General features: G+C 42.1%; 30 protein-coding genes and 3 riboswitches. Of the genes, 19 read left to right on the forward strand and 11 right to left on the reverse strand.

Going from position 1 to position 25,991, the window contains the following annotated elements; genetic code table 11:
• Positions 1-6: 6 nt before the first annotated feature.
• Together mtnK and CDO84_RS06395 are read right to left on the reverse strand one after the other, a co-directional pair.
• Positions 7-1,200, reverse strand: coding sequence for an S-methyl-5-thioribose kinase (mtnK, locus tag CDO84_RS06390; protein WP_040083311.1), 1,194 nt, complete (start codon positions 1,198-1,200; stop codon positions 7-9).
• A gap of 92 nt (positions 1,201-1,292) precedes the next feature.
• Positions 1,293-1,449: riboswitch (SAM riboswitch) on the reverse strand.
• Positions 1,450-1,532: 83 nt separating this feature from the next.
• Positions 1,533-2,312 (reverse strand): carbon-nitrogen family hydrolase, encoded by a 780-nt coding sequence (locus CDO84_RS06395; protein WP_040083310.1) that lies wholly within the window; start codon positions 2,310-2,312, stop codon positions 1,533-1,535.
• A gap of 95 nt (positions 2,313-2,407) precedes the next feature.
• On the opposite strand from CDO84_RS06395, the gene mtnE reads away from it, so the two are divergent.
• From mtnE to mtnD, 5 genes are all read left to right on the forward strand, one after another.
• On the forward strand, positions 2,408-3,604 hold the full coding sequence (gene mtnE, locus CDO84_RS06400) for a methionine-glutamine aminotransferase (RefSeq protein ID WP_040083309.1): 1,197 nt from the start codon (positions 2,408-2,410) through the stop codon (positions 3,602-3,604).
• A gap of 38 nt (positions 3,605-3,642) precedes the next feature.
• Positions 3,643-3,743, forward strand: a riboswitch (SAM riboswitch).
• Between the two features lie 84 nt (positions 3,744-3,827).
• Positions 3,828-5,045 carry a 2,3-diketo-5-methylthiopentyl-1-phosphate enolase gene (mtnW, locus tag CDO84_RS06405; protein WP_040083802.1) on the forward strand — a complete coding sequence of 406 codons (1,218 nt, stop codon included), beginning with the start codon at positions 3,828-3,830 and terminating at the stop codon, positions 5,043-5,045.
• Complete coding sequence (mtnX, locus tag CDO84_RS06410) at positions 5,042-5,749, forward strand: 2-hydroxy-3-keto-5-methylthiopentenyl-1-phosphate phosphatase (RefSeq protein WP_014663744.1); 708 nt, start codon at positions 5,042-5,044, stop codon at positions 5,747-5,749. The genes mtnW and mtnX overlap by 4 nt, the downstream gene beginning before the upstream one ends.
• Positions 5,707-6,336, forward strand: a complete 630-nt coding sequence (locus tag CDO84_RS06415; RefSeq protein WP_040083308.1) for a methylthioribulose 1-phosphate dehydratase — start codon at positions 5,707-5,709, stop codon at positions 6,334-6,336. The genes mtnX and CDO84_RS06415 overlap by 43 nt, the downstream gene beginning before the upstream one ends.
• A gap of 14 nt (positions 6,337-6,350) precedes the next feature.
• The gene (gene mtnD / locus CDO84_RS06420; RefSeq protein ID WP_040083307.1) at positions 6,351-6,887 is read left to right on the forward strand and encodes an acireductone dioxygenase; all 537 of its coding nucleotides are present in this window, start codon (positions 6,351-6,353) and stop codon (positions 6,885-6,887) included.
• Between the two features lie 40 nt (positions 6,888-6,927).
• Here the strand turns inward: mtnD and CDO84_RS06425 are convergent, their stop codons facing one another.
• Positions 6,928-7,248 carry a YkvA family protein gene (locus tag CDO84_RS06425; protein WP_014663747.1) on the reverse strand — a complete coding sequence of 107 codons (321 nt, stop codon included), beginning with the start codon at positions 7,246-7,248 and terminating at the stop codon, positions 6,928-6,930.
• A gap of 202 nt (positions 7,249-7,450) precedes the next feature.
• Here CDO84_RS06425 and spo0E point away from each other — a divergent pair, with 202 nt between their 5' ends.
• On the forward strand, positions 7,451-7,708 hold the full coding sequence (gene spo0E / locus CDO84_RS06430) for an aspartyl-phosphate phosphatase Spo0E (protein ID WP_003218598.1): 258 nt from the start codon (positions 7,451-7,453) through the stop codon (positions 7,706-7,708).
• A gap of 86 nt (positions 7,709-7,794) precedes the next feature.
• Complete coding sequence (locus CDO84_RS06435) at positions 7,795-8,226, forward strand: hypothetical protein (RefSeq protein WP_014663748.1); 432 nt, start codon at positions 7,795-7,797, stop codon at positions 8,224-8,226.
• Positions 8,227-8,253: 27 nt separating this feature from the next.
• Here the strand turns inward: CDO84_RS06435 and kinD are convergent, their stop codons facing one another.
• Entirely contained in the window at positions 8,254-9,774 is a 1,521-nt protein-coding gene (gene kinD, locus CDO84_RS06440; protein WP_082033015.1) for a sporulation kinase KinD, read from the reverse strand.
• Positions 9,775-9,966: 192 nt separating this feature from the next.
• Between kinD and mhqR the strand changes: the two genes are divergently transcribed.
• Positions 9,967-10,404 (forward strand): MarR family transcriptional regulator MhqR, encoded by a 438-nt coding sequence (mhqR, locus tag CDO84_RS06445; RefSeq protein WP_003232475.1) that lies wholly within the window; start codon positions 9,967-9,969, stop codon positions 10,402-10,404.
• A gap of 39 nt (positions 10,405-10,443) precedes the next feature.
• Here the strand turns inward: mhqR and motB are convergent, their stop codons facing one another.
• The 3 genes from motB to clpE all read right to left on the reverse strand — a co-directional run bounded on the left by motB (position 10,444) and on the right by clpE (position 14,494).
• Positions 10,444-11,229, reverse strand: a complete 786-nt coding sequence (gene motB / locus CDO84_RS06450; protein WP_014663750.1) for a flagellar motor protein MotB — start codon at positions 11,227-11,229, stop codon at positions 10,444-10,446.
• Positions 11,201-12,013 carry a flagellar motor stator protein MotA gene (motA, locus tag CDO84_RS06455; RefSeq protein ID WP_014663751.1) on the reverse strand — a complete coding sequence of 271 codons (813 nt, stop codon included), beginning with the start codon at positions 12,011-12,013 and terminating at the stop codon, positions 11,201-11,203. Before motA ends, motB begins: the two co-directional genes overlap by 29 nt.
• Before the next feature lie 381 nt (positions 12,014-12,394).
• Complete coding sequence (gene clpE, locus CDO84_RS06460) at positions 12,395-14,494, reverse strand: ATP-dependent protease ATP-binding subunit ClpE (RefSeq protein ID WP_040083304.1); 2,100 nt, start codon at positions 14,492-14,494, stop codon at positions 12,395-12,397.
• A 364-nt stretch (positions 14,495-14,858) separates the two neighbouring features.
• Between clpE and CDO84_RS06465 the strand changes: the two genes are divergently transcribed.
• The 5 genes from CDO84_RS06465 (at position 14,859) to queF (ending at position 18,541) form a co-directional block, all read left to right on the forward strand.
• Entirely contained in the window at positions 14,859-15,902 is a 1,044-nt protein-coding gene (locus tag CDO84_RS06465; protein ID WP_040083303.1) for a YkvI family membrane protein, read from the forward strand.
• Positions 15,903-16,028: 126 nt separating this feature from the next.
• Positions 16,029-16,073, forward strand: a riboswitch (PreQ1 riboswitch).
• Positions 16,074-16,200: 127 nt separating this feature from the next.
• The gene (gene queC / locus CDO84_RS06470; RefSeq protein ID WP_040083302.1) at positions 16,201-16,860 is read left to right on the forward strand and encodes a 7-cyano-7-deazaguanine synthase QueC; all 660 of its coding nucleotides are present in this window, start codon (positions 16,201-16,203) and stop codon (positions 16,858-16,860) included.
• Positions 16,853-17,302: a 6-carboxytetrahydropterin synthase QueD gene (gene queD / locus CDO84_RS06475; protein WP_080478214.1), complete on the forward strand. Its 450-nt coding sequence runs from the start codon at positions 16,853-16,855 to the stop codon at positions 17,300-17,302. Before queC ends, queD begins: the two co-directional genes overlap by 8 nt.
• Complete coding sequence (gene queE / locus CDO84_RS06480; RefSeq protein WP_040083300.1) at positions 17,295-18,026, forward strand: 7-carboxy-7-deazaguanine synthase QueE; 732 nt, start codon at positions 17,295-17,297, stop codon at positions 18,024-18,026. The genes queD and queE overlap by 8 nt, the downstream gene beginning before the upstream one ends.
• Positions 18,027-18,043: 17 nt before the next feature.
• On the forward strand, positions 18,044-18,541 hold the full coding sequence (gene queF, locus CDO84_RS06485; protein WP_003218613.1) for a preQ(1) synthase: 498 nt from the start codon (positions 18,044-18,046) through the stop codon (positions 18,539-18,541).
• Positions 18,542-19,007: 466 nt separating this feature from the next.
• Here the strand turns inward: queF and CDO84_RS06490 are convergent, their stop codons facing one another.
• The 3 genes from CDO84_RS06490 to CDO84_RS06500 all read right to left on the reverse strand — a co-directional run bounded on the left by CDO84_RS06490 (position 19,008) and on the right by CDO84_RS06500 (position 21,052).
• A complete protein-coding gene (locus CDO84_RS06490) occupies positions 19,008-19,232 on the reverse strand; it encodes a helix-turn-helix domain-containing protein (RefSeq protein ID WP_040083299.1) in 225 nt (74 codons plus the stop codon).
• Positions 19,233-19,302: 70 nt separating this feature from the next.
• Positions 19,303-19,614 (reverse strand): hypothetical protein, encoded by a 312-nt coding sequence (locus CDO84_RS06495; protein WP_040083298.1) that lies wholly within the window; start codon positions 19,612-19,614, stop codon positions 19,303-19,305.
• Between the two features lie 13 nt (positions 19,615-19,627).
• Entirely contained in the window at positions 19,628-21,052 is a 1,425-nt protein-coding gene (locus CDO84_RS06500) for a lipase (RefSeq protein ID WP_040083297.1), read from the reverse strand.
• 107 nt (positions 21,053-21,159) lie between these two features.
• Between CDO84_RS06500 and CDO84_RS06505 the strand changes: the two genes are divergently transcribed.
• Positions 21,160-21,444: a DUF1433 domain-containing protein gene (locus CDO84_RS06505; protein WP_373922685.1), complete on the forward strand. Its 285-nt coding sequence runs from the start codon at positions 21,160-21,162 to the stop codon at positions 21,442-21,444.
• A gap of 629 nt (positions 21,445-22,073) precedes the next feature.
• A complete protein-coding gene (locus tag CDO84_RS06515; protein ID WP_040083295.1) occupies positions 22,074-22,364 on the forward strand; it encodes a YkvR family protein in 291 nt (96 codons plus the stop codon).
• 121 nt (positions 22,365-22,485) lie between these two features.
• Here CDO84_RS06515 and CDO84_RS06520 read toward each other — a convergent pair whose 3' ends face one another.
• Positions 22,486-22,671 (reverse strand): YkvS family protein, encoded by a 186-nt coding sequence (locus tag CDO84_RS06520; protein WP_003232446.1) that lies wholly within the window; start codon positions 22,669-22,671, stop codon positions 22,486-22,488.
• A 164-nt stretch (positions 22,672-22,835) separates the two neighbouring features.
• Here CDO84_RS06520 and CDO84_RS06525 point away from each other — a divergent pair, with 164 nt between their 5' ends.
• The 4 genes from CDO84_RS06525 to stoA all read left to right on the forward strand — a co-directional run bounded on the left by CDO84_RS06525 (position 22,836) and on the right by stoA (position 25,957).
• A complete protein-coding gene (locus tag CDO84_RS06525) occupies positions 22,836-23,030 on the forward strand; it encodes a hypothetical protein (RefSeq protein ID WP_014663763.1) in 195 nt (64 codons plus the stop codon).
• Between the two features lie 298 nt (positions 23,031-23,328).
• Positions 23,329-23,955, forward strand: coding sequence for a cell wall hydrolase (locus CDO84_RS06530; RefSeq protein WP_003232442.1), 627 nt, complete (start codon positions 23,329-23,331; stop codon positions 23,953-23,955).
• Between the two features lie 117 nt (positions 23,956-24,072).
• Entirely contained in the window at positions 24,073-25,410 is a 1,338-nt protein-coding gene (ykvU, locus tag CDO84_RS06535) for a sporulation protein YkvU (protein ID WP_014663764.1), read from the forward strand.
• Between the two features lie 49 nt (positions 25,411-25,459).
• Positions 25,460-25,957 (forward strand): sporulation thiol-disulfide oxidoreductase StoA, encoded by a 498-nt coding sequence (stoA, locus tag CDO84_RS06540; RefSeq protein WP_014663765.1) that lies wholly within the window; start codon positions 25,460-25,462, stop codon positions 25,955-25,957.
• Positions 25,958-25,991 lie beyond the last annotated feature (34 nt).

Below are 25,991 nucleotides of genomic sequence, written 5' to 3' on the forward strand. Positions count from 1 at the left end.
AATGGATCATTCCTTTACAAGTAACTTAAATAATTCAATCACATCTGTTATCGTTTTGAATTCCGAACGTTTTTCGATAAAGGCTGTGCCGGTTTCAAGCGCCAAGCGTTTTCTGCCGATTCGTTTATCAAACGGCACGATCGTATCCAGGTCAGCTACATGGGCAAGGCCGATCGTGCGTCGTATCAGCTCACAGCCCGCAAATCCGATTGCTTCTTCAAAAATATGGCTGAGCGTATCAGTGAGGTAACCGTCGATGTTGGCGTAAACATCCAGACTGTCCTTCTGCCAGGCTTCACTAAACGTCTCTTCAAACGTTTCCCAGAGCTGGTTGACATGTTCATATAACGGCTCTCTGTCAGCCCCGTCACGGCTGAGTGCGTTCAAAAATAAGTTGGCGATAAATTGCCCTACATCAAAGCCGATCGGTCCGTAAAAAGCAAACTCAGGATCAATCACCTTTGTTTCGTGCTCACTTGCGAAAATGCTTCCTGTATGCAAATCACCATGAATCAACGTTTCCGCAGACGTTAAAAATGACTTTTTCAGCTTAGCGGCTTCGATTTTAACGTTGTCATTATTCCAAAGCTTCTCGACAAAAGGACGAAGCTCTTCTTCAAAATCATTTGTGTCATGGTCGAAGAAAGGATCTGTAAAAACAAGTCTTTCCGTAATGTCGCATAGCTCAGGGTTTGTAAACTGTTTAACAAGCTGTTTTTTCACCTTAGGTTCAAGCGCGTAATCTGATGAGTAGAAAAGTGTTTTTCCTAAAAATTCACCGATGTGCCGTGACAGGTGCGGATAATTTTCACCCTCAATGAGTCCTTTTCTTGCGATTTTCAGGTGAGAGAGATCCTCCATGACGGTAACCGCCATTTCCGTATCAGAGTAAAACACTCTTGGAACCAAGTGAGGCACATGCTCGCCCTGACGGATGAGAGCGCTGCTTTCGATTCTTGCACGATCGATTGTGAGCGGCCAGCTTTCTCCCACCACTTTTGCATAAGGAACCGCCTGTTTAATGATCAATGCTTTGTCATGTTCTTGATCATAAATATGAAAAACGTAATTTAAGTTGCCATCGCCGATCTCCTGACATGTCAGGGTGCTTTTGCTTGGAAATAAGCCAAGCTTCACAGCCAACGCCACAGCGGAACTTTCATTTAACGTTTCGTATAAAGGTGTTTTTGTGACTGCCATCATCATAACCTCCAATTATGTAATCACTTAATATGTGGCCGTAAAAAAGCCTCCTTCTCAGAGAGAAGGAGGCTTAACATCTATGTCCGCCTCTCTTATCTCTCAGATCAGATCTGAATGGAATTAGCACCGTGCCTTAAGAGACAAGCGTCTCGGCGCGAAAAAGATGCGCCCCATTTCACAATGGAATTACGGTCGGTTGCTGTTGGGGTCAAAAGGCCAAATCCCTCGCCCAACTCTCGATAAGAGAATATATTCATTTGTTAAACAATTCTAATTTATCAGTTGATGAACATACTAACAGGTGTTTTAATAAGTTGTCAATATATTTTTTAATATAAATCTTTTCTGATATCATCGAAAACAGGGATGCTCTCCCGTACTTCGACGCTTTTATGAAGGTCGATTTCCGCACGGACTATGCCTTCCTTACGGCCGCCTTCAGCAAGTACACGCCCCCATGGATCAATAATCAGGCTATGGCCTGCAAATTCATTATCTGGATTTGAACCAGTGCAATTGCAGGCTGCGACAAAGCATTGATTTTCAATGGCACGGGCAATAAGCAGGCTTTTCCAATGATCGAGTCGGGGGAGAGGCCATTCCGCGGAAATAAACAGCACGTTGGCACCTTTTGTCGTATGTTTTCTGATCCACTCCGGAAAACGGATATCATAGCAGATCAATCCTGCGCTTTTGACGCCGTCAAGCTCAAAGCATCCATCTTCGGAACCGGCTGATAAATACAAATGCTCATCCATCAGCTGAAAAAGATGGGCTTTTCTGTACTCTTTAATGATTTGCCCTTCCTTATCCGCGATGTACATTGTATTATAAACATCAGAATCCTTTCTGACAGCGACCGATCCGGCGACAAGATGAACTCCATGTTTTTTTGCCGTTTTCTTCAGCCAGCTCTGAACAAAATGGCCGTCTTCATCAGCGAGTTCATCAAGATTGGCCAGATCATATCCGGTCGTCCATAATTCAGGCAGAACAAGAACATCAGCATGTTTGCTTTCTTTTTCGATCAAAAATTCAGCCTTTTTTATATTTTCCGAAGGTTTACCATATGAAATATCAAATTGAAGACAAGATATCGTCCATTTCATCTTTTTAACACCCCAAATTTTTTCTTTACTTTTTTCATTTAACCATATATGATGATGGACTATCATTTCAAGATTTTTTTAGAAGGTGAGAATAGATGAAATTTGAACAGTCTCATGTATTAAAGGAATTGCCTAAACAATTCTTCGCTTCCTTGGTGCAGAAAGTGAACCGAAAGCTCGCAGAGGGACACGACGTTATCAATCTAGGACAGGGAAATCCAGATCAGCCGACTCCGGAACATATCGTCGAGGAGATGAAACGAGCTGTTGCTGATCCTGAGAATCATAAATATTCGTCTTTTCGCGGCTCATACAGCCTGAAGTCAGCGGCGGCTGCATTTTACAAAAGAGAGTACGGCATTGATCTGGATCCGGAAACCGAAGTCGCTGTATTATTCGGCGGAAAAGCAGGTCTTGTCGAGCTCCCGCAATGCTTGTTGAATCCCGGTGATACGATTTTAGTTCCCGATCCGGGCTACCCTGATTACTGGTCTGGTGTCACACTCGCGAAAGCGAAGATGGAAATGATGCCGCTCGTAAAGGACAGGGCGTTTCTTCCCGATTACAGCAGCATCCCCGCTCAGGTGAGAGAACAAGCGAAATTGATGTATTTAAATTATCCGAATAATCCGACTGGAGCTGTTGCTACCTCTAAATTCTTTGAAGAAACCGTGAGCTTTGCAAAAGAAAACGGAATCTGCGTCGTTCATGATTTTGCTTACGGCGCTGTAGGGTTTGACGGCTGTAAGCCTTTAAGCTTTTTGCAGACTGAAGGTGCAAAGGATATTGGAATTGAAATTTACACGCTGTCAAAAACGTATAACATGGCAGGATGGCGGGTTGGCTTTGCCGTCGGAAACGCTTCGGTCATTGAAGCAATCAATCTTTATCAAGACCATATGTTTGTCAGTCTTTTCAGAGCCACTCAGGAGGCTGCAGCAGAGGCACTGTTAGCTGATCAGAGGTGTGTGGCAGAGCAAAATGCCCGATATGAGAGCAGGCGAAACGCTTGGATTGCTGCATGCCGTGAAATTGGCTGGGATGTGACAGCTCCAGCAGGGTCATTTTTTGCATGGCTGCCTGTACCTGAAGGCTATACTTCTGAGAAGTTCTCAGACCTTTTGCTGGAAAAAGCGAATGTGGCGGTTGCAGCTGGAAACGGCTTCGGTGAATACGGAGAGGGCTACGTCAGAGTCGGACTTTTAACAAGTGAAGAAAGGCTCAAGGAAGCCGCTTATCGAATTGGCAAACTAAACCTGTTTACCCAAAAAACCATTGACAAGACCCTATAACGATGGGATAATTCAAAATAATTTATAAAATCTATATTTTCTTATCAAGAGCAGGCAGAGGGACGAGCCCGATGAAGCCCGGCAACCGACTTATAAAGCACGGTGCTAATTCTTGCAGCTAGCGGCTGAGAGATAAGATTCGGACGAGAAACGAAACCTCTTCAGACGCGATTGCAGTTTGAAGAGGTTTTTTGATATGGATGAAAATGAAAGGAGCTCTGGGATGAGTGAGTTATTAGCAACATATCTTTTAACAGAACCGGGAGCTGATACAGAGAAGAAAGCAGAACAAATTGCAACAGGATTGACAGTAGGCTCCTGGACTGATCTCCCTCTTGTAAAGCAGGAGCAAATGCAAAAGCACAAGGGGCGGGTGATAAATGTTGAGGAGAGAGAGGGATCTTCTGTATCAGAAAAACAAGCCGTCATCACAATTGCCTATCCTGAAATCAATTTCTCTCAGGATATTCCGGCTTTGCTGACAACAGTGTTTGGCAAGCTGTCCTTGGACGGAAAAATCAAATTAATCGATCTTCACTTCTCTGAAGCATTTAAGCGTGTACTTCCGGGACCAAAGTTTGGCGTATACGGCATCCGGAAGCTGCTGAGAGAGTTTGAAAGACCGCTGTTAATGAGCATATTTAAAGGTGTAATCGGAAGGGACCTGAGTGATATTAAAGAACAGCTTCGACAGCAGGCGCTTGGCGGAGTTGACTTGATTAAAGACGATGAAATTTTCTTTGAGACAGGTCTAGCGCCTTTTGAAACAAGAATTACAGAAGGAAAGCAAATATTAAAAGAAACGTATGAGCAAACCGGACATAAAACGCTGTATGCGGTGAATTTGACTGGACGCACGGCTGATCTGAAAGACAAAGCGAGACGTGCTGCCGAATTGGGGGCTGATGCGCTTTTGTTTAATGTCTTCGCTTACGGCTTGGACGTTATGCAAAGCCTTGCGGAAGATCCTGAAATCGCAATTCCGATTATGGCGCATCCAGCGGTCAGCGGGGCCTTTACATCTTCTCCGTTTTACGGATTTTCTCATGCACTTTTACTCGGGAAATTAAACCGATATTGCGGTGCTGACTTCAGCCTCTTTCCGTCTCCATATGGTTCGGTTGCGCTGCCAAGAGCTGATGCGCTGGCCATTCATGAAGAATGTGTGAGAGAGGATGCTTTTAACCAAACATTTGCCGTTCCGTCAGCAGGCATTCACCCCGGCATGGTTCCGCTATTAATGCGTGATTTCGGCATAGATCATATCATTAACGCCGGAGGAGGCGTACATGGACATCCAAACGGTGCCCAAGGCGGGGGGCGTGCGTTCAGAGCCATTATTGATGCGGTCTTAGAAGCCCAGCCGATTGATGAAAAAGCCGAACAATGCAAGGATCTTAAGCTTGCGCTAGACAAATGGGGAAAGGCTGAAGCCGTATGACGACTCGAAAACCTTTGATTATATGTGATTTTGACGGAACCATCACAATGAACGACAACATTATAAATATCATGAAAACATTCGCTCCGCCGGAGTGGGTGGCATTAAAAGACGGCGTACTTTCCAAAAAGCTGTCGATCAAGGAAGGTGTCGGGCGGATGTTCAGCCTGCTGCCCAGCCGTTTAAAAGAAGAGATTACAAGTTTTGTATTGGAAGATGCAAAAATCAGGGAAGGCTTTCGGGAATTTGTAGCGTTTATCAATGAGAATGAGATTCCGTTTTATGTCATAAGCGGAGGGATGGACTTTTTTGTATATCCTTTGCTTGAAGGCATTGTGGAGAAAGACCGCGTTTATTGCAATCATGCGTCATTTGACAATGATTATATTCATATTGATTGGCCTCATTCTTGCAAGGGAACATGCAGCAATCAATGCGGGTGCTGTAAGCCGTCGGTCATCCATGAACTTTCTGAACCAAACCAATATATCATCATGATCGGTGATTCGGTTACAGATGTGGAGGCAGCAAAGCTGTCTGACTTATGCTTTGCAAGAGATTATTTATTAAACGAATGCCAGGAGCAAAACCTCAATCATCTCCCGTATCAAGATTTTTATGAGATAAGAAAAGAAATTGAGAATGTAACGGAGGTACAGGAATGGCTGCAAAACAAGAACGATGGCGAGAGCTCGCTGAAGTAAAACGGGAATTGGCAGAGAGAGATTGGTTTCCGGCGACTAGCGGCAATCTGTCCATTAAGGTTACTGATGAGCCTTTAACATTTCTCGTCACTGCAAGCGGAAAAGATAAACGCAAAGAGACGGATGAGGATTTTCTTTTGGTCGACCAAAACGGAGAGCCCGCTGAAAGCGGGCATTCTCTGAAACCGTCAGCGGAAACACTGCTTCATACACATTTGTACAATAAAACCAATGCCGGATGCTGCCTGCATGTCCATACGGTAAACAATAATGTGATTTCAGAGATATACGGAGACCAAAAGAAAATCACATTCAGAGGCCAGGAAATTATAAAAGCACTCGGCTTATGGGAAGAGAATGCAGAAGTGACCATTCCGATCATTGAAAATCCGGCTCATATTCCGACGCTCGCGGCACTGTTTGAGAAAGAAGTTTCAGAAGATTCAGGAGCTGTTCTGATCCGCAATCACGGTATTACCGCATGGGGGAGAACAGCATTTGAAGCAAAAAGAGTGCTTGAAGCGTTTGAATTTTTGTTCAGCTACCATTTAAAATTGAAAACCCTTCAGCATCAGCTGGTTAAATAAAAGGAGGAATTGAAATGGCTACAATTCGAATTCATGATGAGGCAAATACAACGATTGAACATCAAGAGGAAGTAGCAAGCTTTCTGGACAGTCAAGAGGTTATTTATGAGCAATGGGATATCGCGAAGCTTCCGGATCATCTCTCAGAGAAATATGATTTGACAGAAGAAGAAAAACAGCAAATTCTTGATACCTTTGAAACTGAAATTAAAGACATCTCAACCCGCCGGGGCTACAAAGCACAGGATGTTATTTCATTGTCAGACAGCAACCCGAAACTTGATGAACTGCTTGAAAATTTTAAAAGAGAGCATCACCATACAGACGATGAGGTTCGTTTTATCGTAAGCGGACACGGTATTTTTGTCATTCAAGGCAAGGACGGCACGTTTTTTGATGTCCGTTTGAACCCTGGAGATTTAATCTCCGTGCCTGAGAATATCCGCCATTACTTCACGCTTCAGGAGGACCGCAAAGTTGTCGCGGTGAGAATTTTTGTCACAACTGAAGGCTGGGTTCCGATTTATGAAAAAAACAGCGTGAGTCAATAAGCATGAGAAAGCCCCGTTCACCGAACGGGGCTTTTTATATTTATTGCAAACGCCACTTTTCATACTGTGACAGTTCTTTTTTAATTAGCATCCAAATGAAACCTAAGACAGCTGCATCGTCAATAAACCCAAGACCTAGTATAACGTCTGGAATGATATCGAGCGGCATGACGATATACAAGATGGCAGCAGTTAGCAGCAAAAGTGTTTTAACCTGTGAACGAGGGTAATTGCCATTTCGCCAATCGCGAAGCATCTGAAAAAAAGTAGTGATGTGCTGGATACATTTTTTTCGGTTTTTCCTCTTTAAAATCGCTTTTCCGCCTGCGGCTCCGAGCATTATTGCTTTCTTTTTCTTCATTGGGCATACCTCCTGCGTGGCGGCGTGTTTAAGATATTCTTCACCTGGGTATTGTTCTTCTAATCCTATCAATATATCTATTATACCTGAAAAATTAACTTATTTAATGAAAATATGTTTACAAATAAAGTATAATCTGTAATAATGCACAATAACCCAATCAAACTTGTTTCCTATTTCTTAGCGGCGAGGGGTGAAGTGAATGGGCGGTTCTTCTGAACAAGAAAGATTGTTGGTGTCTATTGATGAAAAAAGAAAGTTAATGATAGATGCCGCTAGAAAGCAGGGATTTACAGGGCATGACACGATCAGGCACAGTCAGGAGCTGGATTGTTTAATAAATGAATATCACCAGCTTATGCAAGAAAACGAACATTCCCAAGGGATTCAAGGTCTTGTAAAGAAATTAGGCTTGTGGCCCCGCAGAGATGTTATGCCAGCATATGATGCAAATAAATAGCGGCCTATCAGATGCATATATAAAGAAAGAGAGCTTTTCAGAAGCGCTCTTTTTTTCTGGAAAATTTCATATGAAAGAGGGAACTAATGAAAGAACTGGCGATTCTTATTACTGAAATGGTCAATGAATTTCATGATGCTTTTATTTCTATATGCGGATTATTCGGCATTCACTTAACTGACAAAGAAATGCATTTTTGGGTGATCGGCATTTTTGGCATTCTTTTTTTCGGTTTCACTCATGTTGTGTTTACTTGGCTTTCTAAATGGAGTATAACAGCCTTGTCCTTTATCTATACTGTTACAGTTATCATTGTGATCGTATTTGCGATTGAGATTCAGCAAAAAGTGACGGGGAGAGGGAATATGGAGTTTTTAGATGCCACAGAAGGCATAAAGGGTTTTTTAGTATTTTTTATGGTTTTTTGGCTTCTGAAAATGCTGCTGCGTTTCATCAAAATCCTTTTTTCCGGCAGTCCAGCAGGCAAGTCGAATGGAAATGCCCGGTCACGAAGATAAAAAAACCCTCCTGACAAGGTCAGGGGGTTATGAAGCGGACACGGGGAGGGTAATTGTCACCTCTGTGCCTCTTCGCACTTCACTTTCAATATGAATAGAGCCTCCGTACATCAGCACGATCCGTTTACAAACGACAAGGCCGAGACCGGTTCCTTTTTCTTTCGAAGTAACAAAGGGAAGGAAGATGTGATCCAGCATTTCCTGAGAAATCCCTTCACCGTTATCCACAACTTTGATTATGGCTTTTTTATCTAAAGCTCCCAGGGAGATCGTCAGTTTGCCTCCTTCAGACATTGACTCGAGTCCATTTTTTGCCACATTTAAAATCACTTGTTTAATATGGTCTTTTGTACATTTTACGAGTAAGGGCTGCTCGGTTAAATACTGTAATTCGACTTCAACATTGTATAGGTTCCCCTCAGAATAGATGATCGGCATAATTTCTTCGATAATGTCCCGAAGCGAGTTCAGTTCCCATTTTTCAGCTGTCGGCTTGCCGAGAACGAGAAACTCACTCACAATTTGATTGATGCGCTTGATCTCCTGTTCGATAATGGAGAAGTAAAGCTGATCTTCCTCACCTTTATATTTCTTCTGCAACAGCTGAATAAAGCCGCTTATCCCTGTGAGAGGGTTACGGATTTCATGGGCTGTGCTGGCCGCAAGCGTCCCGATCAGCTCTAATTTTTGCGCCTCATTTTCTGAGCGCTCCAGCTGGGTCTGGCGCTTCAGTAAATAATACAGCACGAGAATAAAAAGGATATTCAGCAGCACAATACTGCATGAAAGCGGAAGCACAAGGCTTTTTGTCAATTCTTCTATTGTGACAGGGTTCGGATATACTTTCATATTCCAGCTAATATCATCCAGATATCCGCTGACAGGTTTCTGATCTTTTACACGGGAGGCCAGTCCGCTCGCAAAAATCATTTTCCCGTCTTGGTTCACGACTTCAATATAAACATCAGGGCTCAGCAAGTTAATGAGATTTTTCAAATAATCAATTTGAATAGCTGCGACAAGATAATCTGTCACATTTTGTTTTGAGTCCAAAACAGGGACACAAATTGTAAAAATGGGCTGGCCTGTAATTCTGCTCGAATAACTATCTGAAATGACTGTCTTTTTTGTTTCCTTTGCTTTTGTAAAAAAAGATCTGTCGGCCAGGTTTACTTTCGTTTTTAATTCGGTTGTGCTTGCGGTGACGTCTCCTTTGGCATTTAGAAAATAGAGGCCGGAAAATCTCGGCTCTGAATCAAAGGTCTTTTCCAAAATCGACTGCATTTTCTTTATATCAACCGGTCTGTCAATGGCGATGGACAAGGAGGTCATTCGTGCCATCGTTTCTCCGATTAAATAATTGATTTTATTGCGGTGAAGGTTTAGCAGGACACTTGCTTCTTGCTTATGTTCTGCAGCTATTGTATCTTTTTCTTTTTCATATACGAAAAAGCTGATGACGATTGCCGGAATCACGACCAGTATGATATAAAGTTTGACTCTCCCGCAGGCGCCTTTTAGTATTTTCAATTTGCATCGCTCCAACATACACCTGATTAGAGGTATTATATCATTGTTTCTTCTTCTTTAATAAGAAAAAATAACCAAAAAAATTAGAAAAAGATGTTGAGCAGCTAACATTTTAAAAAAGAAGAGAAATATTGGAAAGATTTTTATTGACATTTTGGTCTTTGTTTATTAATGTTTCTCTGTAACGGTTTCTAAAAGGATGATTGAGACATGACAGAAAAATCACTGAAGTTATTTATCGTGCTGTCGCGCGCGTATCGGTCTATTAATGATCATATGAATAAGCATATTCATAAGCACGGGCTGAATCCGACTGAATTTGCTGTACTAGAGCTTTTATATCATAAAGGCGATCAGCCGCTGCAGCAGATAGGTGATAAAATTCTATTGGCTAGCGGGAGCATCACATACGTTGTAGATAAGCTGGAGCAAAAAGAACTTCTCATTCGGAAAGCTTCTCCTACAGACAGACGGGTGACATTTGCACAAATTACTGAAAAAGGCATCGGTCTTTTGAACGATATTTTCCCTGATCACGCTGCTGAAATTGATGAAATGATCAGCGTATTAAGCGAAGAAGAGGTAGAGATGTGCACTGAAATGTTAAAAAGAGTAGGGTTAAACGCAAAACAGTTTCACAATAAGTAAAAAAAGGAAGCCTGATATGTCACAGGGCTTCCTTTTTTTCTATTTTTCATTTGTTTCCGCTGCGCCTCTTGGCAGGATAAGAACTTCAACCCGCCGGTTTTTGCTTCGGCCTTCCGCAGTTTTGTTGGAAGCCACCGGTTTGTACTCGCCATAACCCTTGGCACTGAACACTTTAGCATCGAGCTTGGGGTTTTCAATCAAAAGCCCCATAAAGTTTACCGCTCTCATGACGCTTAAATGCCAGTTTGATTGGAATTCAGAATTTTTAATTGGCATATTATCAGTATGTCCGCTGATAATGATATTTCTTGGCGGGTTAATCACAAGAAGATTTGAAATCTCTTTTGCAAGCGGTACGTCTTCCTTACGAATGGTCGCTTTTCCAGAGTCAAAGAAAATGCTGTCTTTAATCGTAATCAGGAGGCCTTCACTAGTCATCTTCGTCTCAAGCTGATGTTCCAGCTTTTTATCTTTGATGAATTTTTCCACCTGGCTCTTCACATTTTTAAGTTCTTCTTGATCAGCTGCTTTTTCTTTTTCTTTCTTGTTTTTCTCTTTCTCTTCTTTTTCCTTTTTCACTTCATCGATGCCGTCTGACTCGTTTTCAGGAGGAGTGACACTGGAGTAGTCCAGTACGCCGGTGCCGCCTGTAAAGACTTCATTAAATGATTTTGAAAGCATTTGAAACTTAGCTGCGTCAATTGAACTGCTCGCGTACAGCACAATAAACAATGCCAGGAGAAGAGTAAGGATGTCGGCGTAAGGCACGAGCCATGATTCATCAACGTGCTCGTCCTCATGCTTCTTCTTCTTTTTTCTCGCCATTTTGCGCCTCTCCTTGTTCTGCAAATTTCAAGCGGTCCTTCGCAGGAAGATACATTAAAAGCTTTTGTTCGATGACTTTCGGTGCCTGTCCTTCTAAAACGGATAACACACCCTCAATCATGACTTCACGCAGTTTTACTTCTTGTTTTGATTTTCGCTTTAATTTATTTGCGAAGGGATGCCATAACACATACCCTGTGAAGATACCGAGAAGTGTGGCAACAAAGGCAGCACTGATGGCGTGCCCAAGCTCATCTGTGTTATCCATATGAGAGAGGGCGGCAATTAGCCCGATTACAGCGCCGAGTACTCCAAGTGTTGGCGCGTACGTTCCCGCTTGTGTAAAGATAGCGGCTCCGGCTTGGTGCCTGTCCTCCATTGCTTCGACTTCCTCTGTCATGATATCTCTGATAAATTCCGCGCTTTGCCCGTCAACAGCCATGCTGAGCCCGTTTTTCAAGAAAGCATCATCTACATCCTCAATGCTTGCTTCTAAAGCAAGCAGACCTTCACGGCGTGCAAGCTGGGCCCATTCAGAGAACATAGGAATGAGTTCCTCTATTGTCAGCTGTTTATTTTCCTTAAATAGCACTCGGAACAGCGCAGGCACTTTTTTAATTTCTTTTGTTGGGAACGCAATAACGACTGCTGAGATTGTCCCGGCGATAATAATTAAAATGGCGGCGGGGTTTGCAAGCGCGTTGAAGCTGACGCCTTTCAGAACCATTCCCACACTCAATGCCACAAAAGCAAGAATAATACCGATTAACGAAGTTTTATCCATAGTTTTCACCAAATCCTTTTTTACTAGCTTGTCTATGGTTAATATCGGTTTTGGTGCCCGGAACTTTAGGGACATTGTGAATTTGTTCATGAATTATTCAAGGAAGAGGCATAGAAGGGAGAAATAAACAAAAACGGACTTTTCAAAATTGAAAAGCCCGGGGGTTTAATGAAATTGGCAGTTTGTTTGCAAGCTGTCCTTCAGACTGTATTCATATAATAGTAGAAATACATATTCACTATATATAAACATGTTCCATCCCTCCTTAAAAAAAGTGTAAAGGATGAAAGGAATCAGCGCTTCAGGGGAAGGGACTGTATTTTCTCAGTCAAGAGTATGAATGCATAAAAAAGCGGCTTCCTAAAAGGAAACCGCTAATTGTTAATTCGCTTGCACTTTGATTTTATCATCTTCTAAAATGACGTGAAAACTTGTGATCTCGCTGTTATCAAGCAGCAGATCAGTCATTTCATCCTCAACCCATTCTTGGATGGTTCTTCTAAGCGGACGTGCACCGAATGAAGGATGGTAGCCAAGCTCAGCGATTTTTTCTTTCGCTTCAGATGTCACATGCAAGCTGATGCCCCGTTCAGCCAATGTTTCTTCAAGTTCTCCAAGAAGAAGGCTGACGATTTTGACCAGATGTTCTTTTTCCAATGAGCGGAACTCAATAATGCTGTCAAAACGGTTGAGGAACTCAGGTTTAAAGTACATGCTCAGTGAATCAATCAGTGTTTGTTCTTCGATGACACTGTCATCTGATTGGAAACCGACTTTCGTTTGTTTCTCGCCAGCACCCGCATTGCTTGTCATAATGATCACAGTGTCTTTAAAGCTTACGGTTCTGCCTTGGCTGTCTGTCAGACGGCCATCTTCCATAATTTGCAGGAACATATGCTGAACGTCTGGGTGTGCTTTTTCAATCTCATCCAGCAACACAATGCTGTAAGGATTGCGGCGCACTTTTTCAGTTAATTGTCCAGCTTCCTCATGGCCGACATATCCAGGAGGTGAACCGATAATCTTAGATACGGCGTGTTTTTCCATGTATTCGCTCATATCGAGACGGATAATAGCGTCTTTTGTGCCGAACAATTCATCCGCCAGTGTTTTAGAGAGCTCTGTTTTCCCTACGCCGGTAGGACCGACAAAGAGGAAGGAGCCGACTGGTCTGTTTTTGGATTTTAATCCGGCGCGGCTTCGTCTTACCGCTTTTGCCACTTTTTGAACAGCGGATTCTTGTCCGATCACGCGTTCATGAAGTTTTGCTTCAAGCTCTTTCATTTTTGTTTGTTCGTCTGCCTGCAGTTTGCCGACAGGAATGCCTGTTTTTTGTTCAACCATTTCCTGAATGTGCTCAGCTTCCACAGTGACAGCGGTTTGAGCGGAGGAGCTGTTCAGTTTTTTCTCCAATGCGATTTCTTCATCACGGAGTTTTGCCGCCAGTTCGTAATTTTCTTCTTCAAGGGCTTTGGTTTTTTCGGCTTCAATTGCAGTTAAGCGTTCAGCCGCATCCTCATCATTCAGTTCATCGATTAACAGGTTGGCTTTTGAACCTGCTTCATCTAATAAATCAATTGCTTTATCCGGCAGGTGTCTGTCCTGAATGTAGCGGGATGATAACGTGACACATGCTTTGATTGCTTCATCACTGAATGTCACGCCATGGTACGCCTCATATTTGTCTTTAATCCCTTGCAGAATGAGGATAGCTTGTTCAATTGAAGGCTCCTGCACCATGACAGGCTGAAAACGTCTTTCCAGCGCAGCATCTTTTTCGATTTGACGGTATTCTTTCAGTGTTGTCGCCCCAATGACTTGCAGTTCGCCTCTGGCTAGGGCCGGTTTGAGAATATTGCCGGCGTCCATTGATCCTTCTGCAGAGCCTGCGCCGACGAGAAGATGAATTTCATCAATGAAGAGAATGACATTTTTTCGTTCCTTCAGCTCAGTGATCAGCTGTTTCATTCTCTCCTCAAATTGGCCTCTGATCCCTGTATTTGCAACAAGGGATGCAACATCAAGCAAGTATAGCTCTTTGTTTTTCAGTTTGTTTGGAACATCGCCTTCAGCAATTTTTAAAGCGAGTCCTTCAGCGATGGCAGTTTTCCCTACACCCGGCTCCCCAATAAGAACCGGATTGTTTTTGTTGCGACGGTTTAGAATTTCGATCACTCGCGCCACCTCGTCATCACGGCCGATGACGGGATCAATGAGACCGGCTTTAGCACCGTTTGTAATATTTTGAGCCAGCTCATCAAGCAGCCCTTTTTTTCCGCTTTGTTTTGCTGCGCTTTGTTCTTTCGGCTGGAATGCCTGTTCAAAAGGAAATCCGAACGATTGAGGACCCATACTCATTGAAGGTTTACGGGTCAGTTCGTTATAACAAGTTTCACATAGAACCATCTGTTTATGAACGGAATTTATTTGCATGTTAAGGCGAATCGTAGCCTCGTTTTGATGACAATGTTGACAACGCATTTGCCAAAACCTCCTTAATAATTTGATCTTCTTTGACCAATGAAAGTGAATAAAAAGGTCTATCGAATTTGACCTTCTTTGACTATTAGTATATGGCAAACGTAACGGCATTCAAAACAATATGCTCAAAGCAACTTTACTTTTTGACTATCTTTGACCAAATGTTTTTTAAAAAAGGCCGGTTTGTTTGACCAACTTTGATTAATAGTATACTCTGACCATCTTTGACTTTCAAGTCTTTTGCACAATATTTTTTAATTTGTTACAAAGTAAAACATGTTTTCTTCGTCTTTTCAAGGAACTTGTCTCATAGGTTATAAAAAGGCATCTATGGACAAAACTGCGGTTCGTTCGGAGGGGAGAAATGGAACAATCAAAAGGGTCTGCAGGTCAGCTTGCTTTTGTGTATGTCGGCACAGTAGTCGGAGCTGGATTTGCGACTGGCAGAGAAATTGTTGAGTTTTTTCTGAAGTTCGGCTGGTTCGGTTTATTCGGCATTCTCGTCAGCGGCGGAATGTTTACGTTACTGGGCGCCAAGCTGATGATCATTTCAAAGCGAATCAATGCCAAGTCATATCAAGAAATGAACATCTTTTTGTTCGGGACGACGGCTGGGCGGATTATCAATGTATTTATGCTGTTTGTTCTCCTCGGAGTTACATCTGTTATGCTCTCAGGAGCAGGGGCGCTTTTTGAGGAACAATTGGGGATGTCCGCTCAGATTGGGATGCTTATTACAATCGGTCTGAGCTTAATTGTGATGACCAGAGGAGTAAAAGGCATTTTCGGTGTCAATGTATTTGTTGTTCCCCTTTTAATCATCTTTTCAATGATTGTAGTGGCCGACTCTTTTATATTCAGTGAATCACGAAACGCAGCTCAGTGGGTCTGGCCGCATCGCTGGGATTGGCTGTTATCAGCCTTTTCTTACGGGGCTTTGAATTTATCGCTGGCCCAAGCGGTTTTGGTTCCGCTGGCGAATGAAATGTCCTCGGAGAAAGTGATCAAAAAAGGCGCTTTAATCGGAGGCACGATGCTGACGATTGTGCTGTCCGCGAGTTTTCTGTCTTTGTCGACTCTTCCGGATGTATTTTTGTATGATATACCGATGGCGCAAGTGGTTTATCTTTTTGCAAGATCTGTCCATTTGATTTATTTACTCATTATTTTCGGAGAAGTGTTCACATCAGTTATCGGTAATTTATATGGATTAGAAAAACAAGTGCAGAGTTTTCTTCCAATAAAAAGCAAATATATCTTTGCAGCCATTATGATCACGGCTTATATCACGAGCCAAATAGGGTACGGAAAGCTCATTTCAACGATTTATCCTTTGTTTGGCTATGTGAGTCTGGCCTTCATAGGCGCCTTGATTTGTAAAAAGGCTCCTCGGCGGCGCAGTTTATAACTATATATAATGAAGCGAACCGTCACAATAGATCTTGAAGCGGGGACTGACTTTTTTATTGTCAAGAAAAACAACATTATGGTAAGATAGCAGAAGTGAAAAAATTGAAGAAAATCCGTGCGGTATGCGGGAGAGGTTCTAGCTACACCCTCTATAAAAAACTAAGGACGAGCTGTATCCTTGGATACGGCCTTTTTTATGTTTTTCTAGAGCACCTTCCGAAAAGGTGTTTTTTTGCGTAAATCAGCTGTAGCGATGTCTCTCGCCGATGTGTTTATTGCGGAGAAGGAGAGGAATCATGAAAAAAGAAAAAGCAATTGTCGTATTCAGCGGCGGTCAAGACAGCACCACATGCTTACTGTGGGCTTTAAAAGAATTCGAAGAAGTCGAAACGGTGACTTTTCATTATAATCAGCGGCATTCTCAGGAAATTGAAGTGGCAAAATCCATTGCGGAAAAGCTTGGTGTGAAAAATCATTTGCTTGATATGTCACTTTTAAATCAGCTTGCGCCGAATGCCCTGACTAGAAATGATATTGAGATAGAAGCAAAAGATGGCGAACTGCCATCCACATTCGTTCCAGGCCGCAATTTGGTATTCTTATCCTTTGCGTCTATCCTGGCATACCAAATTGGCGCGCGCCACATTGTTACAGGAGTTTGCGAGACAGACTTCAGCGGTTATCCTGACTGTCGTGACGAATTCGTGAAATCTTGCAATGTAACGGTAAATCTGGCGATGGAGAAGCCGTTTGTGATCCACACGCCTCTCATGTGGCTCAATAAGGCGGAAACATGGAAGCTTGCAGATGAGCTTGGCGCGCTGGATTTTGTGAAAAACAACACGCTGACGTGCTATAACGGCATCATCGCAGACGGCTGCGGCGAATGTCCGGCATGCCATCTTCGTTCAAAAGGTTATGAAGAATATATGGTGATGAAAGGAGAGCGTGCATAAATTGTTATCTCAAATTTATCCGCAGGCCCAGCATCCTTATTCATTTGAACTGAATAAGGACATGCACATCTCAGCCGCTCATTTTATCCCTCGGGAAAGTGCGGGAGCGTGCAGCAGGATTCACGGGCATACGTATACCGTAAATATAACCGTTGCCGGCGACGAACTTGACGACTCCGGCTTCCTTGTCAATTTCAGCGTGCTCAAAAAACTGGTGCATGGAAACTATGATCATACGCTATTAAATGATCATGAAGACTTTTCTCAGGACGACCGGTATTCGCTGCCGACAACTGAAGTCGTGGCGAAAACAATTTATGACAACGTACAGGCTTATTTAGACACTTTGGAGAATAAGCCGGCCTGTGTACAGGTGTTTGTCCGTGAAACACCGACAAGCTACTGTGTCTACCGTCCGAAAAAGGGTGGTTTGAATGGCTAAAGGAATTCCTGTATTAGAAATTTTCGGACCGACGATTCAAGGAGAAGGCATGGTGATCGGACAGAAAACGATGTTCGTCCGAACAGCCGGCTGTGATTATTCCTGCAGCTGGTGTGACTCCGCCTTCACTTGGGACGGATCTGCTAAAAAAGATATTCGCTGGATGACGGCAGGGGAGATTTTTGCAGAGCTTAAGGACATTGGGGGAGACGCGTTTTCCCACGTGACGATCTCAGGAGGCAACCCGGCCCTGTTAAAACAGCTGGATGCTTTTATTGAACTGCTGAAGGAAAATAACATCCGTGCAGCGCTTGAAACTCAAGGGACCGTTTATCAGGATTGGTTTACGCTGATTGATGATTTGACAATCTCTCCAAAACCGCCAAGCTCAAAAATGGTGACGAACTTTCAAAAGCTTGACCACATTTTAACTTCACTTCAAGAGAATGATAGACAGCATGCTGTCAGCTTGAAGGTTGTCATCTTTAATGATGAAGATCTGGAATTTGCCAAAACGGTGCACAAGCGGTACCCCGGGATTCCGTTTTATTTACAAGTCGGCAATGATGACGTGCATACGACAGATGACCAGTCGCTGATTGCACATTTACTTGGAAAATATGAAGCGCTTGTTGATAAGGTAGCTGTCGATGCGGAGCTGAATCTCGTCAGAGTGCTCCCGCAGCTGCACACCCTGTTATGGGGCAACAAACGCGGCGTATAATAGAAAGGAAGATGAACATGACGACAAGAAAAGAATCAGAATTAGAAGGTGTAACACTGCTAGGCAACCAAGGCACAAATTATTTGTTCGAATATGCGCCGGACGTGCTGGAATCCTTCCCGAATAAACACGTAAACCGTGATTACTTTGTAAAATTTAATTGTCCTGAATTCACATCTCTATGTCCAAAAACAGGACAGCCTGACTTTGCAACAATCTACATCAGCTACATTCCTGATGAAAAAATGGTTGAAAGCAAATCATTAAAGCTGTACTTGTTCAGTTTCAGAAATCATGGTGACTTCCACGAAGACTGCATGAATATCATCATGAATGACTTGATTGAATTAATGGACCCGCGCTACATCGAAGTATGGGGCAAATTCACGCCAAGAGGCGGAATTTCCATTGATCCGTACACAAACTACGGAAAGCCTGGCACGAAGTATGAAAAAATGGCCGAGTACCGCATGATGAACCATGATTTGTATCCGGAGACGATTGATAATCGTTAATTATTCCGTTGTGTGAAACGGAGTGTGAGACGAAGTGGAGTCACGGTAAAATCCGAACATTAAACGTCAGTTTTAAGCGAAAATGTGACCCGGTCACAATTTGGCGGCCCTCTTGTGACCACACCGTGACCGAAAATATATAAATGTGTGACCACGATCCCTGTCTTTTTAGACAGGGATTTTTTTGGTTCGATTAGTTTTCAACATGATTATATGAAGTGATGTTTAGTTATTGTACGATATTTGCTCAGCGATTTGATTCGTTAACGCCTCGGTAGCGTCTTCGTGTGTTAATGCGCGATATACTTGGCTTTACATTACAGCGATATACGTATGAGCTAAGTAGTTAGAAGGAGCTAAATCGGTATAAATATAGCCGTATGAAAAAACGAAAAGCCCAGGCGCTAGACACATTTTACACGCGCATTTCAAAAATTCACTTTGACTTATGAAAAAAGACGCCGATTTATTCAGCGTCCTCTTCCGTAGCATCTTCAATCTCGAATAATTCCTCGACCTCTACTTCGAGCGCCTTCGCAATAGAGAAAACATGCCAATCTTCGTGGCGAGTGTTCTTATCGAATCGCGATATCGACCCTTGCGTAACACCCGATGCTTCAGCGAGCCTCACTTGTGTCCATCCCTTGGCCTTCATAACGGCGTTTAGGCGCGGTTTTACGTTTAATTTCATTTCGATCACCTCTGCGACTGAACTTGTCTATAGTAAACTGCTGGTTATCATCGATAATTAAAATGGCTTTTTATCTCGTTTTAAAGTTAGTAACAAAAGTTTCTCCGTCGTTCTCCGCGTTAACGATAAGCTGGGCACTTTCACTAATCCGCTGAGCGAGTGCTTTTTGCGCTTTTCCCTCGAAGCTGTATAAAAGGGCTGAATAAACATCGTTTAATTCTTCCTGCAGCGAATTCATTTCGAACTTTGGTTTAAGGTTTTTTCGAACCGTCTCAAGCTTAGTATTTGCCACTTGCGTCATACCTGCTTTTAACATTTGACGCTGCAGCTGTTTTCGCATTGGATCATCTTTATGTTCTAAAAGGTTGTCTAACGTTGGCATTGCTTTGTCACTCCTATAATCTTAGCCAATTGGCAAGCATTTGATCTTTTTCCTCAAAATCATCGGCGATTTTATTTAAGAAACCGCCTATTTCCTCAAGGTCTGTAATCGCTGCCTGTAGTGAATCTATGAATGATTGTTCAGCCTGTGTGTCGTAAAATAACGGTCCTTTATCGTAAGATTGGGCTATATCCTCTAACGTATTTTTTACGTCCTGCGCGTTCAGTTGATCGTAGAATCCATGCCCAACTTGCCCGTAAAATTCCGTTTTTAGTTCAGCAACTTTTTCGTCGTGCTCTTGATAGGCATTCTGCGCTTCTTTTTTCATCGTTCTTAGATCCTCGACCATCGCGTCAACTTTTTCGGCAAGTTTTTTTGCACTTTTTGGTGTTACTTTAATGGCATCCCCGCCACCGATCGCGCCAGCCGGTAGCATTGCGTTTAAGTTTTTATCGTACACAAGCTCATCGCCGTTTACGTTCGTGATATTTCCGTTTTCATCAAATGTAAAGTTGGCTTCATTTAGACCGTGTGTATCAGGATTACGAAGAATAACAGTATCTATAAAGTAGACGAGGTTCTTTTCGATTTGGTCACCCCATCTTCCACTCAGTCTTTGTTTGCGATTGATCTGTGAAAGTACAGGGTTTTTTGTGTAAATTGTGGTCCCGTTGTGGCGGTCATATTCGTTCCAATAACCAGCTCCGACCATATCATCCGGGTTGATAATAGACCTCACGTAAGGGTCGTACAAGCCATCGTTTATTTCTTCTTGCTTATTATCAGTATGTAGTTTGACGACAGAAGGGCTGTTAAACGCGACCCCATAAATATCATTGTTTACCGCACTGTATTCAGCCTCTGCTCCTCCGAGTGAATGACCTGTTGTTGAAACAATCGTCGATGTTCCGTTATACTTTCTTTTAACTTCTTTAACGAGTTGGTCTGCTTGGTCGATTTGCGTTGTTTTCGTAATGAGTTTATAGTTTCCGGTTGTAAGCATCGCGTCTTGGGAAGGTGTGCCGTTATATTTTCCGAGTGTTTTAGACGTATCCTTCGCATCCTTTTCAACGATATAATGAGCTTCTTTTTTGGGGTCGCTTCCAAAAACAATGTTGCCGCCGTCAGCTTTTGCGCCATCATTGATCGGGTCTTTTCCGAGATCAGTTCCTGCAAATGATACAACAACATTTTCTGGATTTTTTGATTTAACCCATTTGCCGTTTTTTGTTTTTTCTCCTTGTGATAGTACAACCGCGTCCAATCCGGTATCTTCGTCAGTTTTTATTTTCTCAACATACCAAGGGATGTTTCTATCAGCTATAATAGGTTGATTGTTTTTTAGGCTTTCTTTTAGTTTATTATAATTGTATGCGTACCGACTAAGTATGTAATAAGTTTCATCAGATACTTCAGGTACTTTTATGTTCTTGGTCATACAAAACTCCTCACATATAATGTAAAATGAATTATTGAAAGGGTGATTCTATGAAAAAATACATTTTTATCCTTATAATAATTATTATAGCAGTTGGGGGTTTTATAATGAAGAATATTAATGATAAAAATGAACAGGCAGAAGAGGTAAAGATTGCTCAAGAACGAATGGAGAAATTTATCAAATCGAATTATGAAGGAATACATAACGTTACATTTAAAGATAAATACGAAATAGATCCAATGGGTGGAATAGAGGTATTTGGCTATTACAACGATGATACATCGAATAAATTTGACGGTATTTATGATAAGGCAAATGACAAAATTATGGGGCACACTATAGATGCTGTGAGAAAGAAAGAATGTAGAGATAAAGATTGTGATTATTAAAAAGACGCCACGCTGGCGTCTTTACTTTTGTGTTATACCTTCACTTGCCTCAGATAACGTGGACCATTTTTCTAAACCGCGAGCTACATGCGTACCTTTGTCTGCTATTGTCGCGTATGCTTCATATATTATTGGCTTCAAACACTCTAACCGATAGATCCCTCTCCTTAAAGAATAGTCATACTTGTTTTTCTCTTTCAGTTAACATTTTCGGAATGGAAATATCAGTTCTTACCGTGCGTTACGACGAGATCTTGGGGCTACCGTATGATGAACCATGATTTGTATCCGGAGACGATTGATAATCGATAAAGGTACAAGATTGTCCTAACATAGACGTGTGTAACATCACGTCTAATTTTTTAAAAAAGCATCTTAGTTACTCGTTCTACCCATCTTGATTATATAAAAAAAGACGAGCGAATCCGGGGGGAATTCCACTCGCCGCTTTCTAATGAAAAGACGGGATGCTGGATGGCAGCTCGTCTGTTTTATTATAATTTAACGAACATATGTTTGTAAAGGTGTCTTTTCTAAAGAAATGGTGAATATAACGATCAGAACAGATTTATTGTGAACGTTCGTTAAGGTATGCTAAGATGCATGAACCGTAAAGGAGCTGATAAGAAGTGAAGACACTGCGATTAAACAATGTAACATTAGAAATAGCAGCATATCAAGAAGAAAACGAGCCGAAGCGCAAAATTGCATGTACCCTAAACGTTACGAGTGAGACTTACCATGATATCGCCGTCCTGTTGTATGAAAAAACGTTTAATGTCGAGGTTCCAGAACGAGATCTTGCTTTCCGGGGTGAAATGACAAATTATTCAACGTCATTGACCAACCTGTACGAACCAGGGGCTGTCAGCAAGTTCTATATAGAAATAACGGAAATAGACCAAAACGCCGATTCATAAATCGGTGTTTTTTATGTAAAAAAGCTGCCGGCCGGCAGCTTTTGAGAAAGCGAATTTCATATGTAAGGTGTTTAATTGTTCGTCTTGCAGTTTTTTTGAATAATGTGGAAATAAGGAGGTTTTAATAGGAGTCTCTGATGATCTTATAATTTTTATGATTAACAACTGTCAATGAATCTAACTCAAGATCCCGATAGTTATCCATGATCGTCACATCAACGATAACAGAATTCTCATTTACTTTTTCAACAACACCGGTTAATCCGTTTTTAAATTCAATGACATTTCCAACCTTAGCGATTTTCACAAGCTTCCTCTCCTTTTAACATAATAATGCCTTTTGAAAGTATTTTGCAGTATTTTTATTGAGAAGTAAAGCGATAAGGAGTTTTATCTCCCTTATGAATTGTCCTGTCGCATTAAAGATGATATATTGATTTTCGTCAATAGAAAGAAAAGGGGGAATTTTCGTTGCATCCCGAAGAGATCACAGAAATGATTGAACAGCTGCGCACCGGCGCCATAAACGAACTGAGAGTCCAAAAAGAGCATTTCCTTGATTTCAGGGCTGTGTTATCTAAACAAGATGATTTTAAACATTTCCGAGGAATTGCCCAGCAAGGCGGAGATGTCATATTTCAATACTTAGAACAGCCAAGAAGCTGAAGGTTTCTCATATGTGAGAAGCCTTTTTATCATATATGACAGAATACAAGCCTTTTATTACATCCGTCTGTAACAGATGTAAATAAAATGTAAAGTGTTATAAATGGATAAACATGTATCAATTTGACAAGATTTATAGAATTTCAGGCTGTTTTTCTGCCAGTAAGCAGTGAGTCATCCTCTTTATTCCATCCTGATGCCTCCTTGGGAGAGTTGGAAAATCTTTTTCCGTGAAAATGAATGGATCTCTTGTTAAGGTAATGAAGTGTTTTTTTGAGCACTTTAAGGAGGAAATTGTATGACAACGAAATTCACTGCTCTGGCTGTTTTTCTTCTTTGTTTCATGCCTGCAGCCAAAATTGAGCATACACAAGCTTCACTACTGAGCGCAAAGAAGACAAAACATGAAGAAGCGAAATGGCTTACACATATAGATCGAAATACGAATGAATCTTTCCCTTCACTGTCTGCTGATAAGGACAAGAAAATAAAACCGATTAAGCTATCAGCACACACTGAAAAGAAAGAGAAAGATAAACCGGACAAAACAAATGATGAGAAAGAAACATATACACAGTCTGAAAAAGAGTTGCTGTCCCGTCTCGTTCACGCAGAGGCCAAAGGAGAATCATATAAAGGCAAGGTCGCTGTAGCAAGCGTTGTACTGAACAGAACGGAGAAAAAAGGTTTTCCTGATACGATTAGAGGAGTTATCTATCAGAAAAACGCCTTTGAACCGGTCGCAAACGGCAGCATTAATCAAAAGCCTGACAAAGAATCGATTGAAGCTGCCGAAGAAGCACTGTCCTCAAAAAATAGAGAAACAGATGCCATCTTCTTTTATAATCCGAAAACAGCGTCAGATAATTGGATTCGTTCAAGAAAAATCGTCGAAAAAATCGGCAGACACGTTTTTGCCGTTTAAGCATAGAAGAGACAATAGGTCTCAACTGTGCTTTTTTTCATATAAAGAGTAAAAATAAAATAATTTTTGAACTTGTCTCATATGATGTTGGTAGTACAAGAGACAAGGAGAGACATCATGAATCGATTTGTGAAAGGGATCATTCTTCTATCCATTGCCGCCTTTTTCGCTGAATGCCTTGAATTTGTCGTAAATATGATTTTGGCACGAGAGCTTGGCGAGCATGGGATGGGGCTTTACATGAGTATTTTGCCCACGATCTTTTTAATTATTGTCATCGCGAGCCTGGAACTGCCGATATCCATTTCTAAATTCATTGCCGAGTCAAATCCTAAGCTTCATGAAAGCATGCTAAGGCACGCTTTTAGAATGACAGCCATTTTCACCGCTTTTTCTACTGCCGCCGCTAGTATTGCGCTTCCGTTTATTCCGGTATTTGATACATACCACCCGTTTATTAAAGGGATTGTCATCGGCTTAATTCCTGTTGTCGCCTTTACTTCGATCGCCAGAGGCTACTTTATGGGTGTGCAGAAAATGGGGAAAATCGCAATTGCCAATGTGCTGAAAAAAATCATTCAGCTCTTGTGCTTATTCATCTTCTTTCAATGGTACTCATTTGAATTGGACATGGCTGTGCTGATTTCCTTGTTTGTTTTAGTCGTGAGTGATGTGGTCGTGCTTGTTTATTTATATTCACAATTTATTATGGCAAGGCGTGCGGTATCCGGCCAGCAGCACATTCATTTGCGCGGAAAGGATGTAAGAAAAAGGCTGCTTGCCGTTTCAATTCCTACTACAGGATTGCGCATTTTTCATGCCGTTGTCAACGCAATTGAACCCTTTTTAGTGAAAGGAGCGCTTTTGGCTGCGGGCGTTGCCGGGACAGCGGCGATCGATCAATACGGAATGCTGGCTGGAGTGGCTGTGACGATAGGTTCGTTCCCTGCATTTATTGCCCATTCGTTAATGGTTGTCATGATACCAAGTATTTCGGAAGCTTATGCACTTTCACAGTATGACATCGTGTTAAAAAGGCTGAAGCAGTCGATTTTCATTACATTAGGTTACGGTATACCGGCTGTCTGGATCATGTTCCAGTTTGCGGGACCACTCACACATTTGTTTTTTCACTCTCCTGAAGCGCAGTATTACTTGCAGCTGTTGTGGCCTTACTTTCTCTTTCATCTGTTTGTCATGCCGCTGCAGGCATGCTTAATCGGAATGGGCTTTGTGAAAGAGGCTTTTTATCACAATGTGTGGAGCCATATCGTTGCGCTGAGTATGATGTATGTACTGGGGTCAATGGAGAATCTGCAAATGCTCGGGATTATCCTCGGGATGAACACTGGCATGATTCTTTTGACGAGCCTGCACTATGCCACGATCTGCAAAGCACTGCAAGTATCTGTATTGCTTACGGGAGGGAACAGGGCGCCGCGAATTGAAGGATGATAAAGGAACAGCAGGGCAAGCTAATTGAAAAGCATGAAAGGAAGATTCCATGTTGACGAAGCGCTTGCTTACTATATACATTGTGTTATTAGGGTTGATTGCATGGTTTCCAGGTTCGGCACAAGCCGAGGGAAAACAGCCTGCTGTTCCCGCTGTTTTTCTTATGAAAACGATAGAAGGGGAGGACATCTCGATTCCGAATAAAGGGCAAAAAACAATTCTCCATTTTTGGACATCATGGTGTCCGCCCTGCAAAAAGGAGCTTCCACAGTTTCAGTCGTTTTATGATGCCCATCCATCCGACAGCGTAAAGCTGGTCACGGTGAATTTAGTGAATTCGGAACAAAATCAGCAAGCCGTTGAAGACTTTATTAAAGCAAACAAGCTGACGTTTCCGATTGTCCTTGACTCAAAAGGGGAATTGATGAAGGAGTATCATATCATCACGATCCCAACATCATTTTTGCTGAATGAAAAGGGAGAAATTGAAAAAACAAAAATTGGCCCGATGACGGCGGAACAACTGAAGGAATGGACGGAAGAATAGCTGAGAGCATAGACTCTCAGCTTTTTTCATTAAG

Source organism: Bacillus sp. MD-5 (assembly GCF_002201875.1).
Lineage (GTDB): Bacteria > Bacillota > Bacilli > Bacillales > Bacillaceae > Bacillus > Bacillus stercoris.

What these genes read in the sequence shown, in the direction of transcription:
- mtnK (WP_040083311.1), bottom strand. Translation starts at nt 1,200, where the DNA reads ATGGCAGTCACAAAAACACCTTTATACGAAACGTTAAATGAAAGTTCC.
- CDO84_RS06395 (WP_040083310.1), bottom strand. Translation starts at nt 2,312, where the DNA reads ATGAAATGGACGATATCTTGTCTTCAATTTGATATTTCATATGGTAAA.
- mtnE (WP_040083309.1), top strand. Translation starts at nt 2,408, where the DNA reads ATGAAATTTGAACAGTCTCATGTATTAAAGGAATTGCCTAAACAATTC.
- mtnW (WP_040083802.1), top strand. Translation starts at nt 3,828, where the DNA reads ATGAGTGAGTTATTAGCAACATATCTTTTAACAGAACCGGGAGCTGAT.
- mtnX (WP_014663744.1), top strand. Translation starts at nt 5,042, where the DNA reads ATGACGACTCGAAAACCTTTGATTATATGTGATTTTGACGGAACCATC.
- CDO84_RS06415 (WP_040083308.1), top strand. Translation starts at nt 5,707, where the DNA reads ATGGCTGCAAAACAAGAACGATGGCGAGAGCTCGCTGAAGTAAAACGG.
- mtnD (WP_040083307.1), top strand. Translation starts at nt 6,351, where the DNA reads ATGGCTACAATTCGAATTCATGATGAGGCAAATACAACGATTGAACAT.
- CDO84_RS06425 (WP_014663747.1), bottom strand. Translation starts at nt 7,248, where the DNA reads ATGAAGAAAAAGAAAGCAATAATGCTCGGAGCCGCAGGCGGAAAAGCG.
- spo0E (WP_003218598.1), top strand. Translation starts at nt 7,451, where the DNA reads ATGGGCGGTTCTTCTGAACAAGAAAGATTGTTGGTGTCTATTGATGAA.
- CDO84_RS06435 (WP_014663748.1), top strand. Translation starts at nt 7,795, where the DNA reads ATGAAAGAACTGGCGATTCTTATTACTGAAATGGTCAATGAATTTCAT.
- kinD (WP_082033015.1), bottom strand. Translation starts at nt 9,774, where the DNA reads ATGTTGGAGCGATGCAAATTGAAAATACTAAAAGGCGCCTGCGGGAGA.
- mhqR (WP_003232475.1), top strand. Translation starts at nt 9,967, where the DNA reads ATGACAGAAAAATCACTGAAGTTATTTATCGTGCTGTCGCGCGCGTAT.
- motB (WP_014663750.1), bottom strand. Translation starts at nt 11,229, where the DNA reads ATGGCGAGAAAAAAGAAGAAGAAGCATGAGGACGAGCACGTTGATGAA.
- motA (WP_014663751.1), bottom strand. Translation starts at nt 12,013, where the DNA reads ATGGATAAAACTTCGTTAATCGGTATTATTCTTGCTTTTGTGGCATTG.
- clpE (WP_040083304.1), bottom strand. Translation starts at nt 14,494, where the DNA reads ATGCGTTGTCAACATTGTCATCAAAACGAGGCTACGATTCGCCTTAAC.
- CDO84_RS06465 (WP_040083303.1), top strand. Translation starts at nt 14,859, where the DNA reads ATGGAACAATCAAAAGGGTCTGCAGGTCAGCTTGCTTTTGTGTATGTC.
- queC (WP_040083302.1), top strand. Translation starts at nt 16,201, where the DNA reads ATGAAAAAAGAAAAAGCAATTGTCGTATTCAGCGGCGGTCAAGACAGC.
- queE (WP_040083300.1), top strand. Translation starts at nt 17,295, where the DNA reads ATGGCTAAAGGAATTCCTGTATTAGAAATTTTCGGACCGACGATTCAA.
- queF (WP_003218613.1), top strand. Translation starts at nt 18,044, where the DNA reads ATGACGACAAGAAAAGAATCAGAATTAGAAGGTGTAACACTGCTAGGC.
- CDO84_RS06490 (WP_040083299.1), bottom strand. Translation starts at nt 19,232, where the DNA reads ATGAAATTAAACGTAAAACCGCGCCTAAACGCCGTTATGAAGGCCAAG.
- CDO84_RS06495 (WP_040083298.1), bottom strand. Translation starts at nt 19,614, where the DNA reads ATGCCAACGTTAGACAACCTTTTAGAACATAAAGATGATCCAATGCGA.
- CDO84_RS06500 (WP_040083297.1), bottom strand. Translation starts at nt 21,052, where the DNA reads ATGACCAAGAACATAAAAGTACCTGAAGTATCTGATGAAACTTATTAC.
- CDO84_RS06505 (WP_373922685.1), top strand. Translation starts at nt 21,160, where the DNA reads ATGAAGAATATTAATGATAAAAATGAACAGGCAGAAGAGGTAAAGATT.
- CDO84_RS06530 (WP_003232442.1), top strand. Translation starts at nt 23,329, where the DNA reads ATGACAACGAAATTCACTGCTCTGGCTGTTTTTCTTCTTTGTTTCATG.
- ykvU (WP_014663764.1), top strand. Translation starts at nt 24,073, where the DNA reads ATGAATCGATTTGTGAAAGGGATCATTCTTCTATCCATTGCCGCCTTT.
- stoA (WP_014663765.1), top strand. Translation starts at nt 25,460, where the DNA reads ATGTTGACGAAGCGCTTGCTTACTATATACATTGTGTTATTAGGGTTG.